This window comes from Chryseobacterium sp. MMS23-Vi53, from assembly GCF_047651245.1.
Taxonomy (GTDB): domain Bacteria; phylum Bacteroidota; class Bacteroidia; order Flavobacteriales; family Weeksellaceae; genus Chryseobacterium.
On the sequence record NZ_CP180265.1, the window covers coordinates 3,168,488 to 3,184,958 of the forward strand.

At 33.8% G+C, this 16,471-nt stretch carries 15 protein-coding genes; 2 read left to right on the forward strand and 13 right to left on the reverse strand.

All coding sequences use genetic code 11. The annotated features are described in order from the left end of the window. Nucleotides 1–4: 4 nt before the first annotated feature. The 7 genes from ACKX2A_RS14170 to ACKX2A_RS14200 form a co-directional block, all read right to left on the reverse strand. Entirely contained in the window at nucleotides 5–460 is a 456-nt protein-coding gene (locus ACKX2A_RS14170) for a hypothetical protein (protein ID WP_415325400.1), read from the reverse strand. Further along, the gene (locus ACKX2A_RS14175; RefSeq protein ID WP_415325401.1) at nucleotides 457–1,071 is read right to left on the reverse strand and encodes a DUF4254 domain-containing protein; all 615 of its coding nucleotides are present in this window, start codon (nucleotides 1,069–1,071) and stop codon (nucleotides 457–459) included. The genes ACKX2A_RS14170 and ACKX2A_RS14175 overlap by 4 nt, the downstream gene beginning before the upstream one ends. Before the next feature lie 16 nt (nucleotides 1,072–1,087). Further along, nucleotides 1,088–1,303 (reverse strand): twin-arginine translocase TatA/TatE family subunit, encoded by a 216-nt coding sequence (locus ACKX2A_RS14180; RefSeq protein WP_306617660.1) that lies wholly within the window; start codon nucleotides 1,301–1,303, stop codon nucleotides 1,088–1,090. Nucleotides 1,304–1,333: 30 nt separating this feature from the next. Beyond that, on the reverse strand, nucleotides 1,334–2,899 hold the full coding sequence (locus tag ACKX2A_RS14185) for a peptidoglycan DD-metalloendopeptidase family protein (RefSeq protein ID WP_415325402.1): 1,566 nt from the start codon (nucleotides 2,897–2,899) through the stop codon (nucleotides 1,334–1,336). Beyond that, nucleotides 2,896–3,747: a DUF4292 domain-containing protein gene (locus ACKX2A_RS14190; protein ID WP_415325403.1), complete on the reverse strand. Its 852-nt coding sequence runs from the start codon at nucleotides 3,745–3,747 to the stop codon at nucleotides 2,896–2,898. Before ACKX2A_RS14190 ends, ACKX2A_RS14185 begins: the two co-directional genes overlap by 4 nt. Before the next feature lie 116 nt (nucleotides 3,748–3,863). Beyond that, nucleotides 3,864–4,880 carry a sugar phosphate nucleotidyltransferase gene (locus ACKX2A_RS14195; protein ID WP_415325404.1) on the reverse strand — a complete coding sequence of 339 codons (1,017 nt, stop codon included), beginning with the start codon at nucleotides 4,878–4,880 and terminating at the stop codon, nucleotides 3,864–3,866. A 144-nt stretch (nucleotides 4,881–5,024) separates the two neighbouring features. Then, nucleotides 5,025–6,452 carry an oligosaccharide flippase family protein gene (locus ACKX2A_RS14200; protein ID WP_415325405.1) on the reverse strand — a complete coding sequence of 476 codons (1,428 nt, stop codon included), beginning with the start codon at nucleotides 6,450–6,452 and terminating at the stop codon, nucleotides 5,025–5,027. A gap of 161 nt (nucleotides 6,453–6,613) precedes the next feature. On the opposite strand from ACKX2A_RS14200, the gene ACKX2A_RS14205 reads away from it, so the two are divergent. Beyond that, on the forward strand, nucleotides 6,614–7,951 hold the full coding sequence (locus ACKX2A_RS14205) for a dihydroorotase (RefSeq protein WP_415325406.1): 1,338 nt from the start codon (nucleotides 6,614–6,616) through the stop codon (nucleotides 7,949–7,951). A gap of 258 nt (nucleotides 7,952–8,209) precedes the next feature. Here the strand turns inward: ACKX2A_RS14205 and ACKX2A_RS14210 are convergent, their stop codons facing one another. Then, on the reverse strand, nucleotides 8,210–8,812 hold the full coding sequence (locus tag ACKX2A_RS14210) for an FMN-dependent NADH-azoreductase (RefSeq protein WP_415325407.1): 603 nt from the start codon (nucleotides 8,810–8,812) through the stop codon (nucleotides 8,210–8,212). Nucleotides 8,813–8,923: 111 nt separating this feature from the next. Here ACKX2A_RS14210 and ACKX2A_RS14215 point away from each other — a divergent pair, with 111 nt between their 5' ends. Continuing rightward, complete coding sequence (locus tag ACKX2A_RS14215) at nucleotides 8,924–9,298, forward strand: winged helix-turn-helix transcriptional regulator (protein ID WP_415325408.1); 375 nt, start codon at nucleotides 8,924–8,926, stop codon at nucleotides 9,296–9,298. A gap of 222 nt (nucleotides 9,299–9,520) precedes the next feature. Here ACKX2A_RS14215 and ACKX2A_RS14220 read toward each other — a convergent pair whose 3' ends face one another. From ACKX2A_RS14220 to ACKX2A_RS14240, 5 genes are all read right to left on the reverse strand, one after another. After that, nucleotides 9,521–10,417 carry a helix-turn-helix domain-containing protein gene (locus ACKX2A_RS14220; protein ID WP_415325409.1) on the reverse strand — a complete coding sequence of 299 codons (897 nt, stop codon included), beginning with the start codon at nucleotides 10,415–10,417 and terminating at the stop codon, nucleotides 9,521–9,523. Between the two features lie 155 nt (nucleotides 10,418–10,572). Next, nucleotides 10,573–11,580 (reverse strand): aldo/keto reductase, encoded by a 1,008-nt coding sequence (locus tag ACKX2A_RS14225; protein ID WP_415325410.1) that lies wholly within the window; start codon nucleotides 11,578–11,580, stop codon nucleotides 10,573–10,575. Nucleotides 11,581–11,940: 360 nt separating this feature from the next. Next, the gene (locus ACKX2A_RS14230; protein WP_415325411.1) at nucleotides 11,941–14,238 is read right to left on the reverse strand and encodes a GH92 family glycosyl hydrolase; all 2,298 of its coding nucleotides are present in this window, start codon (nucleotides 14,236–14,238) and stop codon (nucleotides 11,941–11,943) included. A 259-nt stretch (nucleotides 14,239–14,497) separates the two neighbouring features. Next, complete coding sequence (locus ACKX2A_RS14235) at nucleotides 14,498–15,178, reverse strand: response regulator transcription factor (RefSeq protein WP_415325412.1); 681 nt, start codon at nucleotides 15,176–15,178, stop codon at nucleotides 14,498–14,500. Nucleotides 15,179–15,195: 17 nt separating this feature from the next. Beyond that, entirely contained in the window at nucleotides 15,196–16,440 is a 1,245-nt protein-coding gene (locus ACKX2A_RS14240; protein ID WP_415325413.1) for a sensor histidine kinase, read from the reverse strand. Nucleotides 16,441–16,471 lie beyond the last annotated feature (31 nt).

Below are 16,471 nucleotides of genomic sequence, written 5' to 3' on the forward strand. Positions count from 1 at the left end.
TTTTTTAATTTCCTTTTATAGAATCTTCAATTGCAGAAACATTGGTTTTTAGTCGTACCAAATATCTGTTAAGTACCTCGTCATCATCTTTATTAAGATTCTGTCTCAGCTTCTGGATTTTTTTATAAGATTTTTCAAAGTCTTTTGCGGATCTGTTTTTTCCCTGCAAATTGTTGGCATCGATTGCATATAAATAGTTCTGCAAACTATACTTCAATGCGGTAATTTCGTTGTTTAAAGCTGTATTTTTAAACTGAGGGAAAGTTGAGATCAGGTTGGAGATTTCAGAGGCATTTACATTTTCTTTTACATTAATTTCAATGCTTTTCTTTGCTCCACGATCAGAATCAGAACCTTTTGTTTCACTATAAAAACTGGTTGACAACGGAGAAAAATTTGGTTTTTCCGTTGCACAAGATGTTATAATTATTAATACTCCAAAAAAAAGTAATCGTTTCATTTTTGTTGCCCCTTTTGATAAAGGATTGGGTTAAGACTTTCATCGTTGTACATTTTCATTTGTTTGTACACTTTCATCTTAACATTACCGTTCTCAATATCAGTAAGCAACTGATTGATAGAAGTTGATAGATCTTCCTGCTGAATAAGAAGCACATCAAGCTTTGCCTGGCAATTTGCTCTATGTTCTTCCGAAGCAGATTCTCTGTTGGCTTCTAACGACATGTGATAAACTTTTAAAGCAAGAATAGATAATCTGTCTACCGCCCATGCGATAGTTTCAGTATTGATTTTTGCTTCAGGTTTAGGAGTTATATTTTCAAACTTATTAAGAAACCAACTGTCAATAAATTCCACCAAATCAGTTCTTTTCTGATTAGAAGCATCTATCGTTCTCTTCAGCTGAAGAGCCTCAGTCGGATCAATATTTTCATCTCTAATAATATCTTCCAAATGCCATTGAACGGTATCAATCCAGTTCTTTGCATACAAAATCCGTTCCAAAGTATCTTTTTCAAACGGGTTATTAATTAGAGTGTTAACGTCATCAAACACGTGATAATCTTCAATAGATCGATTGAAGACTTTCCATGCAGTCTCAGTAAAATTCATTGAGCTTTAAAGAATTTTAGTTGCTAGAAGGATTATTAACGTCAGTTGAAGAAGTTTTTTTCTCAGAACCTGGTTTGTCTTCTTCCTTTACAGCATCTTTGAATTCCTTTATTCCTGAACCTACACCTCTCATTAGTTCCGGAATTTTTTTACCTCCGAAAAGTAATACAAGAAGTATCGCTACGATTAAGATATGTTGCCAAGATAATGACAATATTGTTAGTGTATTCATTTCTAAATTTTTTACAAAGTTAGTCTTTTTTTAATAAGAAACCCAACCTAATGGATCAACTGGTGTAGTTCCGCTCCATACCTGGAAATCAAGTGTATACGAGCCGTCAAAATCCTGACCAACAACCCCTACAGGAGTGCCTGCAGATACTTGCTGACCTTTGGAAACACTTACACTTCCCAAATTGGAATAAATTGTAAAATAGTTTCCATGTTTTACCATAACGGTTTTCGTTCCATCGCTGTTTGCTAAGACTGAAGAGACAGTTCCTGGGAATACAGATTTGGCACGAGTTCCGGAAGGAACTGCGATTTTAATTCCATTATTTTCTTCCTTGATATTTTTATAAACAGGGTGCTGTTGTACTCCAAAACGGTGAGTGATCTGTCCTTTTTCTACAGGGAATCCCATTCGTCCTTTATTGTCTGCAAAGTTACTTCCTGCAACAGTAGAAACTCCAAAGTTCGTCATTGCCTTTGTTTCCGCAGCTTTTTTCTCGTCTTCTTTTCTCTTTGCCAATGCTGCTTCTGCTGCTCTCGCCGCGATCAACTTATCAGAAGCTTCTTTTGCTCTTGCTGCTGCTTCATCAGATGCTTTTTTTGCTGCTACTTTTCTAGCTTCATCTCTTGCGGTGGCTTCTGCTCTTGAGGCTTCTTCATTACGCTTCCTTTCTTCCTCTGCTCTTTTTGCTGCTAATTCTGCCGCTTTTCTTGCTTCGGCTTCTGCTGCTAATCTTTCTCTTTCTAATGCTTCTGCGCGCGCTTTATTTTCAGCTTCGATCCTTGCCTTTTCTCTTTCTGCAGCGATTTTTGCTAAACGGATTTTCTCAGCTTCTGCTTTTTTTCTAGCTTCTTCTTCAGCTTTTGCAATTCTGATTTCTTCCGCAATAATTGATCGGATTTGCCCTTCTAAAGCTTTAGACTGAGTTTGTTTCTGTCTAAGTTCGCCTGTCAGTTTTACTTCATTTTTCTTGAAATCTGCAACCAATTGCTCTTTTTGAGCTCTTTCAGCATTTATTGTGGTTAAATCTTTTTGTTGATTTATTAATAAATTCGCTTTTTCTTTCGCCGAATTTTGTTTTAAAGCAATTGATCTTTTTATTTGCGCAGCAGCATCTGTAATTTCAGCTGCTTTTTTATCCTGATAATCTGCGTATTGTTTTAAATATTGCATCCTTCTTAGTGCTTCTCCCATATTTTTAGCAGAAAGAATGAAGGTTACTTTATTTTGTACACCTTTATTTTTATAGGCGTTTACCAAAACTTTAGCATAATTGTCTCTAAGAACTTTTAATTCTCTGTTTTGACGGTTGATTTCAAGCTGACGAAGGTAGATTTCGTCTTCAATAAATCTCTTTTCCTTTTGCGTATTGTTATAAACCTTTTCTCTTAATGCCAATTTTTTATTAACATTATCAAGGTAAGCAACGGAAAGTTTAGATTCGCTTCTAGTTTTCGCTAGATCTGTATTTATCTGTGCAATTTGTTTTTTAAGGTCGGCATTTTGTTTTTGAAGCTGTTCTTTTTTGCCACCAGTCTGTGCCAGATGCAGTCCGAACACCAAAATTCCTATTAAAAAGCTAAATTTTTTAATCATTTAATCTCAATTTTCTTGTAACTAGATGGTACAGAATAGGGTGTTTCCATCTTCGAAAAGTCAAATTTCGTATTTTCTAGGAAGATTTGACTGTTTTTTGAGCCTTTTATAATTATTTTAACATTTCTAGGAAGGCGAATACCATTGATTTCTTCCCAATTGCTGTAAGATATTTCAAGCTCGTCGGAAGATAGGACATCTCTTAAATTTACACTTAATAAGTCGTAATTATTATCATACTGTAAAACCGTTTTGTATTCTCTCTTTTTTTCTTCGTTTTCGAATTTCTGATTAACATTCGACGCCATTTTGTAACCTTGAGCGTTCTTCGTTAATGTAAATTGAGAATCATTCATTTTAATGAAGGTTCTTCCAATAAGAATTTTTTCTAGAGCGGCATAATCTATAAAATTGACATTCAATAAATTATTTAAATAATCAAAATCTGAGTCTATGTATGATTTGCTGGTTTTATCTAAGCCTTTGATCCCTTCCGGAGTCGCAATCCCACGTGCTACATTAAATAAAAGTGCAGTAAGATTCATCCAAACTTTTTTGTCTTTTTCAATATAAATGGTAGCATCAAGTGTAGGAATAAAGCTACCCGTTTCTACATTCACTTTACTGTTGATCTTGATTTGTTCGAATTTTGGAGGTATCAATACATGTTCAAAAAACGGCAATTTGTTTCGTATCGGAGAATTAACATCCTTTGGATTGTCGTCCCCCAAAACGTAAGTGCTGTCTACTTTTATCGTGTTGTCTTTGTCTTTCTTTCTGTGTGCATTTCTCGTCTTACAAGAAGTGACCACAAAAAGTAATACTAGTACTATAATGCAGTTTCTCATGTATTTACCTTTTCAATTTTAAAAAAATATGGTGCAATATTAACGCCAAACCACACAAAACATTTTGTGTGGCTTGAATATACTTTATTTTAAGTTAAATATTTTCTGTTCTGAATTTATTTAGACAAAAAATCCAAAACCGAATAATCTCCCAAAGAAATTTCTCTTGCAACTCCGAAATACTGTGCGGAATTTCCAATCATTGAGTTGGATAAATTTCCGTGATTAATTCTTGTATTCTCTTGAATAAGAGAGTTTTCGATATTTGAATTTACAATTATGGTATTATTCCCCAGAGAAACTCCAGGACCAACTTTTGAATTTGAAATCTTCACATTTTCCCCGATAAAACAAGGCTGAATAATCAATGAATTTTCAATTTGTGCAGAAGCAGGATATTGAGACATTTCTTCTCTTTCATACTCCAAAATTTTGCTGTTGGTTTCCACGGTTGCATTTTTGTTTCCGCAGTCCATCCAGTCATTTACCTTTCCAAGTGTAAATTTTGCTCCTTTTGCTCTGAGATTTTCTAAAGCAGTTGTCAATTGATATTCACCACCGTTTTTGATATCATTATCCATGATATAATTGATTTCGTCCATCAATTTTTCGGCGCTGTTAAAATAATAAATTCCGATAATCGCCAAATCTGAAACGAAAGTTGTCGGTTTTTCAACAAAATCCGTTATAAAACCGTAGTTATCCAATTTTACCACTCCGAAAGCAGAAGGATCTTCAACACTTTTCACCCAAATAACACCGTCTGAATTTTTATCCAATTGAAAATCGGCTCTAAATAATGTATCCGCGAAAGCAATTACCACGTCGCCCGTCATCGACTGTTCTGCACATTTGATTGCGTGAGCTGTTCCAAGAGGATCGTTCTGATAATAGATGCTTCCTTTTGCTCCTAATTTTTCAGCAATCTGAACAAGAGATTTTTCAATCTCCGGACCAAAATCTCCGATGATAAATGCTACTTCTTCAATTTCTTCACCTGCAACTTTAGCAATATCTTCCACCAATCTCTGTACGATGGGCTTTCCTGCGATAGGAATAAGAGGTTTTGGAACTGTCAGTGTATGTGGACGTAATCTGGAACCACGTCCAGCCATAGGAACAATAATTTTCATAAACTATATAGGTATGTTTTTTTGTTAGTTTTAATATTATGGTTAAAGATAATAATTAAAATCATAGTTGTTGCATATGATTTATATCTTTAAAGCATTGCTGCATTAAAATAGAGTTGATCATTAGCAAAACCAATACCAACTTTAATTTCTTTTGATTTTTGAGAGGATCATGTTTTTTTCGGAGTAAAACAAAATACCAACAAAGATTAAAAATAATAGATTACTTGTAAGAATATTATAATTAAGATATTTCACAATAATCAAACTGAATACACCTAATAAAAGTAAGAAGAATGACATTTTCTTCATTCTATAAGGTATCGGATAATATTTCTGTCCCAATAAATAGGATACAATCATCATGATGACATAAGCTCCAAAAGTAGCCCATGCAGAACCAACCATACTGTGGAAATATTTTAATGCTAAAAGATTCAATACAATATTGATACCTGCTCCAAGCCAGGAGATTATCGTTCCAACACTTGTTCTGTCCGTTACTTTATACCATGTGGAAAAATTATAATAAATTCCGAAACAAAGATTTGCCACAACAATAATTGGAATAATATCTATTGCAATCCAATAAGATTTATTAGGAATAAAAACACTTTTCAACCATGAGATATTTGCAATAATTCCTAATGCAACAGCACACGCAAAAAATGCAAAATATTCTGCAACTTTCGCGTAGGTTTTTTTAGAATCTCCTTTATCCATTTGCTTAAAGAAGAAAGGTTCAATTCCCATTCTATAGGCGGTTACGAATAATGTCATTAAAACAGCAAGTTTATAACAACCACCATAAGCTCCTGCTTCTTCATCTGAAATAAGACCTTTTTGAATTGATTTATCGAAATTTTCATTAACCATAAATGCCAAACCAGCCAACATCAATGGAAATGAATATTTAATCATTCTTTTAAATAAAGAAGTAATAAATTGAAATCTTACTTTTAATATAATCGGAAATAATAATAAAAATCCTAATGCACTTCCTGCAAGATTACTAAAAAAAGGATAATCTACATTTTGATCTAGTCCGAAGCTCTTTGAAATACTTTGTGGGATCCAAAAGAATAATGCTGCTGTAAAAACTGCCTGAAAAACTGCTTGCACAATTCGTACTGCAGAATATCTGATTGGCTTATTATGAAAACGAAGCCAAGCAAATGGAATGACCAATAAATTATCGAAAAATGCAATTAAAGCAAACCATCTAATATATTCAGGATTATCATGGTAACCTGCATAATCTGCTAATTGTTGATTGAAAAAATAACATAATGCTAGGAAAATCGTAGAAGTTGAAAATAAAAACCAAAAGGAAGTATTGAAAGTCTTTTTTTCATTTCCTTCTTCTGCAGAAAATCTAAAGTAAGCAGTTTCAAAACCAAAAGATAGGATGATATTTACAAAAGAAATCCATGCGTATAGTTGTGTGAAAGTGGCAAAACCTTCATTTGGAATTTTATAAATCAAGAGCGGATTAAGAATGAATAAAATAATTCTTGGGGCAATTGCTCCAACTCCGTAAATGATTGTTTGTCCTAATAGTTTCTTATACAAAATCGAAATTTTTTCTGCAAATGTAAATATTTAGAAATTGATTTTTTATCAACGACATTAAAATTCATTCATAAACCTTAATTTTGCTTTTATACTGAAAATATAAGAAATGGTTTTTTAAATATAACTTCTTATATCTAACATCTAATTCTAACTAAAAAATGAAGACTTTAATCAAAAATGTAAAAATCGTCAACGAAGGAAAGATCGTTGAAGGCGATATTTTAATTGAAAATGATTTAATTTCCAAAATAGATTCTCGAATTTCTGTAGAAGCAGACCAAGTTATCGATGGTGAAGGAAAATATCTTTTACCGGGAGTGATTGACGATCAGGTGCATTTCCGTGAACCTGGTTTGACTCATAAAGGTGAAATCGAAACCGAATCCCGTGCTGCCATTGCAGGGGGAACAACAAGTTTCATCGATCAGCCAAATACTGTTCCGAATGCTGTAACTCAGGAATTATTGGCGGATAAATATGAAATTGCTTCTCAGAAAGCCTACGCAAATTATGGTTTCATGATGGGCGGCACGAATGATAATCTGGAAGAAGTCTTAAAAACAAATCCAAGAAATGTTCCCGGAATTAAATTATTTCTAGGTTCTTCCACAGGAAATATGTTGGTTGATAATCCTGAAACTTTAGAAAATATTTTCAGCAATACAAAAATGTTGATCGCCGTTCACTGCGAAGATGAAGCGACCATTAAAGCCAATACTCAAAAATATATGGATGAATATGGTGAAGATATTCCTGTGAAATTCCACCATTTGATCCGAAGTGAAGAAGCGTGTTATAAATCTTCTTCAAAAGCCATTGAGTTGGCAAAAAAAACAGGGGCAAGACTTCATGTTTTCCATTTATCAACAGCAAAGGAAACAGAACTTTTCAGAAATGATATTCCTTTAAAAGATAAAAAAATTACGGCAGAAGTTTGTGTTCATCACTTGACTTTCACGAATGAAGATTATGAAACAAGAGGTGGATTAATTAAATGGAATCCTGCTGTAAAAACGCAAAAAGACAAAGATGGACTTTGGGAAGCATTGTTGGACGACAGAATTGATGTGATTGCAACGGATCACGCGCCTCACACATGGGAGGAAAAGCAAAATGTGTATACAAAATGTCCTTCCGGAGCGCCTTTGGTACAACATTCTTTGGTTGTAATGCTTGAAAATTATAAAAACGGAAAAATTTCTTTAGAAAAAATCGTTGAAAAAATGTCTCACAATCCTGCGATTCTTTTCAGAATTGAGAAAAGAGGTTTCGTGAGAGAAGGTTACAAAGCAGACTTAGTTTTGGTTGATCTAAATGAAAACTGGACGGTGGAAAAAGAAAATATTCTTTACAAATGTGGATGGAGCCCGCTGGAAGGAATGAATTTCCATTCTAAAGTTACTCATACTTTTGTCAATGGAAATTTGGTTTATGAAAACGGAAAAATAAACGAGCAGAAATTCGGAGAGCGTTTGCTTTTTGAAGTTCAGGAGTAAATTATAACAGTATAATTATATCAATAGGAGCGGACTTTAGTCCGCTTTTTTTAGTTTAAAACGGACAATTGGCTTTAGCCAAAACTTATTTATTTCTCTCGCAGATAACGTAGATTTAGCGGATGTTGCGTAAAAAATCTGTGTTATCTGCAAAATCTGCGAGAGCTTTTAATAAAAATCAAATTTATTTTAAACGATAAAAAAACGAAGCCTTCGCAATTTGAAAAGGCTTCGTTTTCTAACACTTATATTTAAAAATTAATCAATAGCAATTCCTTCAATCGCTTTATCCAAAGACGTTTCCATAATTCCCGGAATTGCCAGACCTTCTGCACGGAAAACACTAACATCCGAAACTCCATAAAATCCAAAAACATTTTTGATATAAGGAACATTCGAATCATAGATCTGATAAGGACCTTCAGAATAGATATTTCCAGATGTGAAAGCGATATATAATTTCTTATCATTCAACAAACCTTTTGGTCCATTTTCATCATATTTAAAGGTATATCCCGCTCTGGAAGTGAAATCCAAGTATGCTCTAAGCGTTGCCGGAACCGAAAAATTATACATTGGCGAATCGATAACGATAATATCAGCTTCTTTCAATTCAGAAATTAAATCTTCAGAATATTTGTTAATCGATTGCTGTTCGGAAGAGTGGCTTTCCGCAGGAGTGAAAAATGTATTGATGTGCGCTTCATCCAAAAGCGGAGTAGGGCTTGTTGTAAGATCGCGATCTTTTATGATAGCATCTGGATATTTTTCCTGAATTTTTCCAATAATCGCTTTTCCTAATTTTCTGCTTGCCGAAATTTCCTTTCTAGGACTTGTAATAATGTGAAGTATGTTTTTCATTTTTTTAAATTTTAAAATTTCTTTGACAAAATTATGTACATTTGCTTATCAAAAGTTAGTAGTAAACAAAAGGTTAGTAGTAACCTTTAGGTTAGTTGAAAATTAGAACTTATGGAAAATACTGCAGTTTTAGAAGAACCAATTACGGCTCAAAAATGTTCCGAAAATCTTTCCTCTGTCGAAGACGCAATCTATGTGATCGGTGGAAAATGGAAACTTAAAATTATCATTGTACTGCAGGAAAGTGGGAATATCAGATTTAACGAACTTCAGAGAAATATTCAGGGAATTTCTGCAAGAGTCCTTTCTAATGAATTGAAAGACCTGGAATTGAATGGTTTTGTAAAAAGAGTCGTTCACGCCGAGCAAACACCAGTTGTGGTGGAATATATCTCAACGGATTATAGTCGAACGCTAAAGCCTGTAATCATCGCGCTTTCCGAATGGGGAAAAACACATAAACGAAAAATTAAAGAGAATTTTTAAATTCAATTAAAAAACATAAGATAATCATCAATAGGAGCGGACTTTAGTCCGCTTTATCTTTAACAATAATTCAAATTGGCTTTAGCCAAAACATAATTTTTCTCTTATAGATCAAACAAATTCAACAAAAAAAGATCTGCCTAATCAGCCAAATCTACGAGATATTTTTTCACGTTTTAAAAACACAATCATCTGTGAAAATACGTGAAATCTGTGGGGAATTTAATTAAAAGACTGCCTAAATTCCAACGGAGACATATTCGTTTTCTTTTTAAACAATGTGGAAAAAGACTGCGAATGCTCAAATCCCAACTCATAAGCAATTTCACTCACCGAAAGCTCTGTCGTAGAAAGCTTTTCTTTAGCCTTACTGATCAGCCTTTCGTGAATATGTTGCTGCGTATTTTGTCCGGTATGAATTTTAAGAAGATCACTCAGGTAATTCGGGGAAAGATTCATTGCTTCTGCAATTTTATGAACGGTTAAAAGTCCTTTATCAGAATATTGTTGATTAAAATAATCATTCAAAAAAGTTTCAAATTTCGTTAAAAGTTGGTGGCTTCCGCTTTTTCGGGTAATGAATTGTCGCTCATAAAAACGCTTCGAATAATTCAGCAGCAATTCAATTTGCGACAAGATAATTTCTTGGGTATGATGGTCGATATGCAGACATTCCTTATCAATTTTATACATGATTTCAAGCAAGTCATTTTCTTCATCTTCTGACAAATGCAAGGCTTCATTTACAGCGTATGAAAAAAATCCATAAGAAGAAATAGTCTTTGCCAAAGGGTGTTTCAATAAAAAATCTTCATGGAAAATCAACAAATAACCCGTATTATTACAATCCATCGTCTTCAAATCCAGATACTGAACCTGATTTGGAGCTGTAAAACTAAGAACGCCTTTGTCATAGTCATAATGTTGCTGTCCGTACTTTATTTTTCCTGTAGCATTTCGTTTCAGCGCGACACAATAATATCTGCTTACAAAGCCCTTCCAAACATCATCTTCAATAAAAACACTTTCATGAAGGTTGATGACACTCACCATCGGATGCTTCGGTTCCGGAAGAGAAAGCAATCTGTGAAATGCTGAAATAGATTTTATCGTGTTCATAATTTGAAATTTTAGAAATTATTAATGATGATTTTAGGACTTGGTTAAGCGACGAATACACGAATTATATACTAAAATAAAATTTCGTTTTTATGGTTTTAAAAATGTATAATTATGTATTTAATAAATAAAATTCGTGTATTCGTGGCGAAAAATTAATAATCCAATAACCCCATGCTGAATTCATCATAAGGAGCACCTGTATCAGTTCCCAAAGGTACGATACTTTCTAATTTTTGAACTTCGTTTTCAGATAATTCAATTTTTGAGGCTTCGATATTTTGTTCAAGATATTTTCTGCGTTTTGTTCCTGGAATAGGAAGAATTTCTTTGCTGATGATCCACGCCAGAGCCAGTTGAGAAGAAGTAATATTTTTCTCTTTCGCCATATTTTCAATCGCTTCCACCAACTCAATGTTTTTTTGGAACTGTTCCCCTTGAAAACGCGGAATTCCCCTCCTGAAATCATTTTCGGGCAAGTCATCAATCGTTTTGATATTTCCCGATAAAAATCCTCTTCCCAAAGGCGAATAGGCTACGAAACCAATTCCTAAATTTTGCAATGTTTGGATAACGCCTTTTTCTTCAACCGTTCTTTCAAATAAAGAATACTCACTTTGCACTGCCGAAATCGGATGAACCGCATGCGCCCTTTTCACCGTTTCAGAAGAAACTTCCGATAAACCGATGTAGCTAATTTTGCCTTCTTTTACCAAATCGCTCATTGCTCCGACGGTTTCTTCGATGGGCGTATTCTTATCAAGACGGTGCATGTAATAAAGGTCGATGTAATCTGTTTTTAAATTTTTCAATGAACGTTCAATAGACTTTTTTACATAATCTTTTGTTCCGTTGATTTTCCAGGTTACCTGTTCATTATCATCAATTTCCCAACCAAATTTTGATGCAATAATGTATTGATTACGATTACCTTCAATGGCTTTAGCAATCAATTGTTCATTTTTAAAAGGACCGTACAAGTCGGCAGTATCCAGAAAATTTCCACCCAGTTCCAAAGAACGGTGAATCGTTGCAATTGCTTCTTGTTCATCGGTTTTTCCGTACATATCTGCATCTCCGAAGCCTGTCATTCCCATACATCCCAAACCAATATTGGGAACAATTAACCCCTGACTTCCTAATTTTATCTGATTCAATTTCATATTGTTGATTTTTATTGATACAAATTTCAGCAGAAATTAAAATTCAGATGTATGCAAAACCATGGTTCTAGTATGCAAATTACGGATTCTGGTTTTCAACTTTAATTATCGATGAAAAAATGAACACGCAATCTCTGAGTAATCAGCAAAATCTGCGAGAGAAAATAAAGTAATGTTGTCGTTCGGAGAATGAAAAATTTACAAAACAAACATCTGTGAAAATTTGTGAGATCTGTGGTAAATAAAAAATGTCATTCTAAAAACAACCCAACTTTAGATTCTTTTCAGAATGACAAATTTATAGATAACTAATTGTGAAAATTAGTGCAAAATATTAGTGCAATTTGCGTTTAAGTAAAACTATTTCTTCGCCTTAGAATCCATATAAAAACTCAATTTTCCACCATTCATAATATCAGAATGTTTCAATGTAAAGTTTTTAATTTCCCTTCCATTCAAAAGAATTTTCTGAACATAAATATTTTTAGGACTTTGATTGATGGCTTCGATTTCAAACGTTTTTCCGTTTTCCAAATTCAAAATAGCATGATCAATTGCGGGACTTCCAATTGCATAATCTTCCGAACCCGGAGCAACCGGATAAAAACCAAGCGAACTCAAAATATACCAAGCGCTCATTTGTCCTGCATCATCATTTCCGCCCAATCCATCGGGAGTTGCTTTATATTGCATCTCTAAAATTCGTCTGATTTGGGCCTGTGTTTTCCAAGGTTGTCCCGCCCAATTGTAGAAATAAGCAACGTGATGCGCCGGTTCGTTTCCGTGAACATAACCTCCGATAATTCCTTCTCTAGTAATGTCTTCTGTATCTGCAAAAAACTCATCGGGCAAATGCATGGTGAACAATTCATCCAGTTTTGAAGCGAATTTTTTCTTTCCACCCATTAATTGAATTAATTCATCCGGATTTTGTGGAACGAAGAAACTGTAATTCCACGAATTTCCCTCAATAAAGCCTTGTCCGTGAGTACTCAAAGCATTAAAATCTTTCTTAAAACTACCATCTGCCAAACGAGGACGCATAAATCCGACGGTTTTATCAAAATTATTTTTCCAGTTTTCGGAACGTTTGATGAATTGATTGTAAATTTCCGTTTCATCCAAATGTTTCGCCAACTGAGCAATTGCCCAATCGTCGTATGCATATTCTAAAGTGTTCGAAACTGAAGTTCCATTTTTCTCAGCAGGAATATATCCCAAATCAATATATTGCCCAATTCCTTCGTAATCTCTTTTGTTTGCCGTTGCAACACAAGCTTTCAATGCTTCTTTTGCATCACCTTGATAATTTCCTTTAATGATTGCATCTGCAACCACACTCACACTATGATAACCGCTCATACACCAATTATCATTCGCATAATGCGACCAAATCGGCAACATTTTCATTGAAAACTGATCGTAATGAGCCATCATCGATTTCACCATGTCACCATTTCTTTTCGGTTGAATAATATTAAAGAAAGGGTGAAGAGCGCGATACGTATCCCAAAGCGAAAAAGTAGTATAATTTGTGAAATCCTCTGCTTTATGAATATTTTGATCTAAACCTTTATATTCACCATTCACATCATTATAAGTTGTCGGATTGATAAAAGTATGATACATCGCTGTATAAAAATTCATTTTTTCTGTTTCAGAACCTTTAATGACGATTTTGTTTAATTCCTTATTCCAGTTTTCCTGAGTTTGCACCTTTACCTGATCGAAAGATAAATTTCCTGCTTCTTTTTCTAAGTTTTGAAGAGCATTGGCTTGGCTCACGGGAGAAATTGCCAGTTTGATTTCAATCGCTTCGTTTTCATTGGTGTCAAAATCAAAATACATTTTCAGATTTTTACCTGCGATTTCCGGAAAGTTTTTTGTCTGATCGAATTTTCTCCAAAATCCACCATAAACTTGCTTTCCGTCATAATTTTTCTGACCGTAAGATTTAAATGGTTTTGAAAATTTCATGGCAAAATAAACTGTTCTTGTTCTTGCCCAACCGTTTGTCTGTCGGTAACCGGTAATCGTATTTCCGTTTTCTACACGAACGTAAGTCCAGACATTTTTTCCGTCATAGTTGTAAATTCCAGCCATCAAATCTAAGATAATATGAGCCTGATCAGACTTTGGAAAAGTATAACGATGAAGTCCAACTCTTGTTGTGGAAGTCAGTTCCGCCAAAATATTGTGATCATCCAATTTTACCTTGTAATATCCAGCTTCCGCTTTTTCATTTTGATGCGAAAACCTACTTCTGTAACCGCTTTCCGGATTTGTTGACGTTCCGGGATTCAATTGTAATTTTCCGACAGTCGGCATCACTAAGAAATCTCCCAAATCAGAATGTCCCGTTCCGCTAAAATGTGTCGAACTGAAACCGACAATCGTCTTGTCTTCGTAACGATAACCCGCACAATATTTATAAACATCACCGTTGTATTTTCCGTTCATTTCATAAGAAATGGTGTCAGTTTCGGGACTTAATTGAACAGCTCCAAAAGGTGCAGTCGCTCCGGGATAGGTGTGTCCCATTTTTTCTGTTCCGATCAACGGATTGACGTATTGATATAACTTTTCGAATTTTTGAGCTTTAAAATTTAAACTAAAAAATAAAAGAAATAGAAAAATAGGAGTTCCTGACCTTTTCATGTATGAATATTTTTTCGGAGAGTAAATTTATATAAAATCAGAGAATAATTGTTTATCGTTTTTATTTTAAAATCCTTGTTTATCGAAAATAAGTGAAACGCCTTTGTTTATCTAAATTTTGAGTTGAAATAAATTTTCTTTGTTTTTGCTTTGCGTTTAATTTTATCGCAAGGATAGACAAAGTTTTTTTATTACACGATAATTAAAGATAAACAAAGGCGCTTCGTTTATATAAGTAAAACAAATAGATTTTTAATATTTATTTTTCAGAAAAGCGAAAACCAACTCCATGAACATTTTCAATGAAAATACCTTCTTCATCCGCCAATACTTTTCGCAATCTTGAAATAAAAACATCCAGACTTCGTCCCATAAAATAATCATCATCGCCCCAGATTGCTTTCAAAATATCCTGTCTTTTTAAAACCGTATTTTTATTTCGGATAAAATAAAAAAGCAACTCAGATTCTCTTTGAGTCAATGTAACTGTATTTTCAGAATCTTGTAAAGTGTAGTTTTTGGGATCAAAATCATATTTTCCGACTTTGTATTTTGATGGCGAAATATTTGTTTTCTTGGAGCGTTTAAGAAAAACTTCAATTTTTAAAATCAGTTCCTCAATGCTGAAAGGTTTTACTAAATAATCATCTGCTCCGATTTTTAAGCCTTTGATCCTGTCTTCCTTCAAAGCTTTTGCAGAAATAAAAATAATAGGAATCTCAGAATTTTTATCGCGAATGTATTGCGCCAGTTCAAAACCATTGATTTCAGGCATCATGATATCCAAAAGGCAAATGTCAAAAGTCTCATTATTAAATGCTTCCAACGCAGATTTCCCATCGGGATAACAGGAAATGTCATAATAACTTTCCAAGCTGTCCTGAACCAGAAAAGCTATCGTGTTATCATCTTCAGCATATAATATTTTAGATTTTTCCATGATTAAATGTAGCGATTTTAAAATGGTAAAAACAGCGTGATCGTAATTCCTTTGTCGCTATTATTTTCAACAGAAATCTTCCAGTTGTGCTGCTGGACGATCTTTTTTACGTAAAATAAACCAAGTCCAAAGCCGTTCACTTCATCGCTTTTAGTAGTATTTACTCTGTAAAATTTGTCAAAAATTTGAGGAATATTTTTAGAAGGAATTCCGATTCCGTTGTCTTTAAACTTTAAATATAAACCTTTTGAATCTTTATTGGCAGAAATTATAATTGTTGGATTTGTCTCACAGTATTTAATAGAGTTATCTAAAATATTGTAAATAATATTGGTGAAGTGAAATTCATCCGCGATGATTGAAATTTGGCTATCAATATTTATTTCAATAGAAAGTTTTTCGTTTTTATGCTTGATGGAATCAATAATTTCCTGAATAAAAGGCAATAAAACGATTCGTTGGGGTTTTAAAGATAATCCGGAAGCATCGTTTTTAGCAATATTCAATATTTTTTCAATATGATTATTGAGTTTATAACTTTGGTCGGTGATGATGGATGTGTACGTTTGCAACTTCGGATTTTCTTTTACGACATCCTGCTTTTTTAATGCTTCGGAAGCCAGAAGTATTGACGAAAGCGGAGTTTTAAACTCATGGGTCATATTATTAATAAAATCCCTTTGCAATTCCGAGAATTTTTTCTGCTGAATAATCGTATAAATCGAATAAACATACACCAAAAGAATGATAATTAAAGCAAAAGTCAGCAAATACCAAAAACGCAAAGAACTAATCAAGTAAGTCGTTTTATCAGGAAAACGAATAGAAAAATAATAAACCAGATTTTTATGCTTCGGAAATTTAATAGCCGTATTTGGACTTTCCTGATGTTTCGAAATATATTTTCCGTACATCATTTTGTCGCTGTGGCAATTGTATAATGCGTAGACATAATCGGTATTTATTTGCAAACGTGTAAATTCTGTTTTCAGATAATGTTCAAGAACGGCGGGATGAAATTCATTATTAATATTAACAACATAATAATCATTGGAAACGTTCTGTACAGGGCTTTCCGTGAAAGAAGTTTCACCTCCGGAAAGCTTTTCAACAACCTCCATTAAGGCAATATTCACTTTCTGGTCAAATTTTTCGTCCTCAAGATTATACGCCTGGCGAGTCCACAAAAGCTGGGCTATCAAAATACCGATAATAGCCACAAACCCTAGAGTTATAATAATATTGAGTTTCTTTATTTCCATTTATACAAGCAATATTATCCAAAAATATCTA

What these genes read in the sequence shown, in the direction of transcription:
- ACKX2A_RS14170 (WP_415325400.1), bottom strand. Translation starts at nt 460, where the DNA reads ATGAAACGATTACTTTTTTTTGGAGTATTAATAATTATAACATCTTGT.
- ACKX2A_RS14175 (WP_415325401.1), bottom strand. Translation starts at nt 1,071, where the DNA reads ATGAATTTTACTGAGACTGCATGGAAAGTCTTCAATCGATCTATTGAA.
- ACKX2A_RS14180 (WP_306617660.1), bottom strand. Translation starts at nt 1,303, where the DNA reads ATGAATACACTAACAATATTGTCATTATCTTGGCAACATATCTTAATC.
- ACKX2A_RS14185 (WP_415325402.1), bottom strand. Translation starts at nt 2,899, where the DNA reads ATGATTAAAAAATTTAGCTTTTTAATAGGAATTTTGGTGTTCGGACTG.
- ACKX2A_RS14190 (WP_415325403.1), bottom strand. Translation starts at nt 3,747, where the DNA reads ATGAGAAACTGCATTATAGTACTAGTATTACTTTTTGTGGTCACTTCT.
- ACKX2A_RS14195 (WP_415325404.1), bottom strand. Translation starts at nt 4,880, where the DNA reads ATGAAAATTATTGTTCCTATGGCTGGACGTGGTTCCAGATTACGTCCA.
- ACKX2A_RS14205 (WP_415325406.1), top strand. Translation starts at nt 6,614, where the DNA reads ATGAAGACTTTAATCAAAAATGTAAAAATCGTCAACGAAGGAAAGATC.
- ACKX2A_RS14210 (WP_415325407.1), bottom strand. Translation starts at nt 8,812, where the DNA reads ATGAAAAACATACTTCACATTATTACAAGTCCTAGAAAGGAAATTTCG.
- ACKX2A_RS14215 (WP_415325408.1), top strand. Translation starts at nt 8,924, where the DNA reads ATGGAAAATACTGCAGTTTTAGAAGAACCAATTACGGCTCAAAAATGT.
- ACKX2A_RS14220 (WP_415325409.1), bottom strand. Translation starts at nt 10,417, where the DNA reads ATGAACACGATAAAATCTATTTCAGCATTTCACAGATTGCTTTCTCTT.
- ACKX2A_RS14225 (WP_415325410.1), bottom strand. Translation starts at nt 11,580, where the DNA reads ATGAAATTGAATCAGATAAAATTAGGAAGTCAGGGGTTAATTGTTCCC.
- ACKX2A_RS14230 (WP_415325411.1), bottom strand. Translation starts at nt 14,238, where the DNA reads ATGAAAAGGTCAGGAACTCCTATTTTTCTATTTCTTTTATTTTTTAGT.
- ACKX2A_RS14235 (WP_415325412.1), bottom strand. Translation starts at nt 15,178, where the DNA reads ATGGAAAAATCTAAAATATTATATGCTGAAGATGATAACACGATAGCT.
- ACKX2A_RS14240 (WP_415325413.1), bottom strand. Translation starts at nt 16,440, where the DNA reads ATGGAAATAAAGAAACTCAATATTATTATAACTCTAGGGTTTGTGGCT.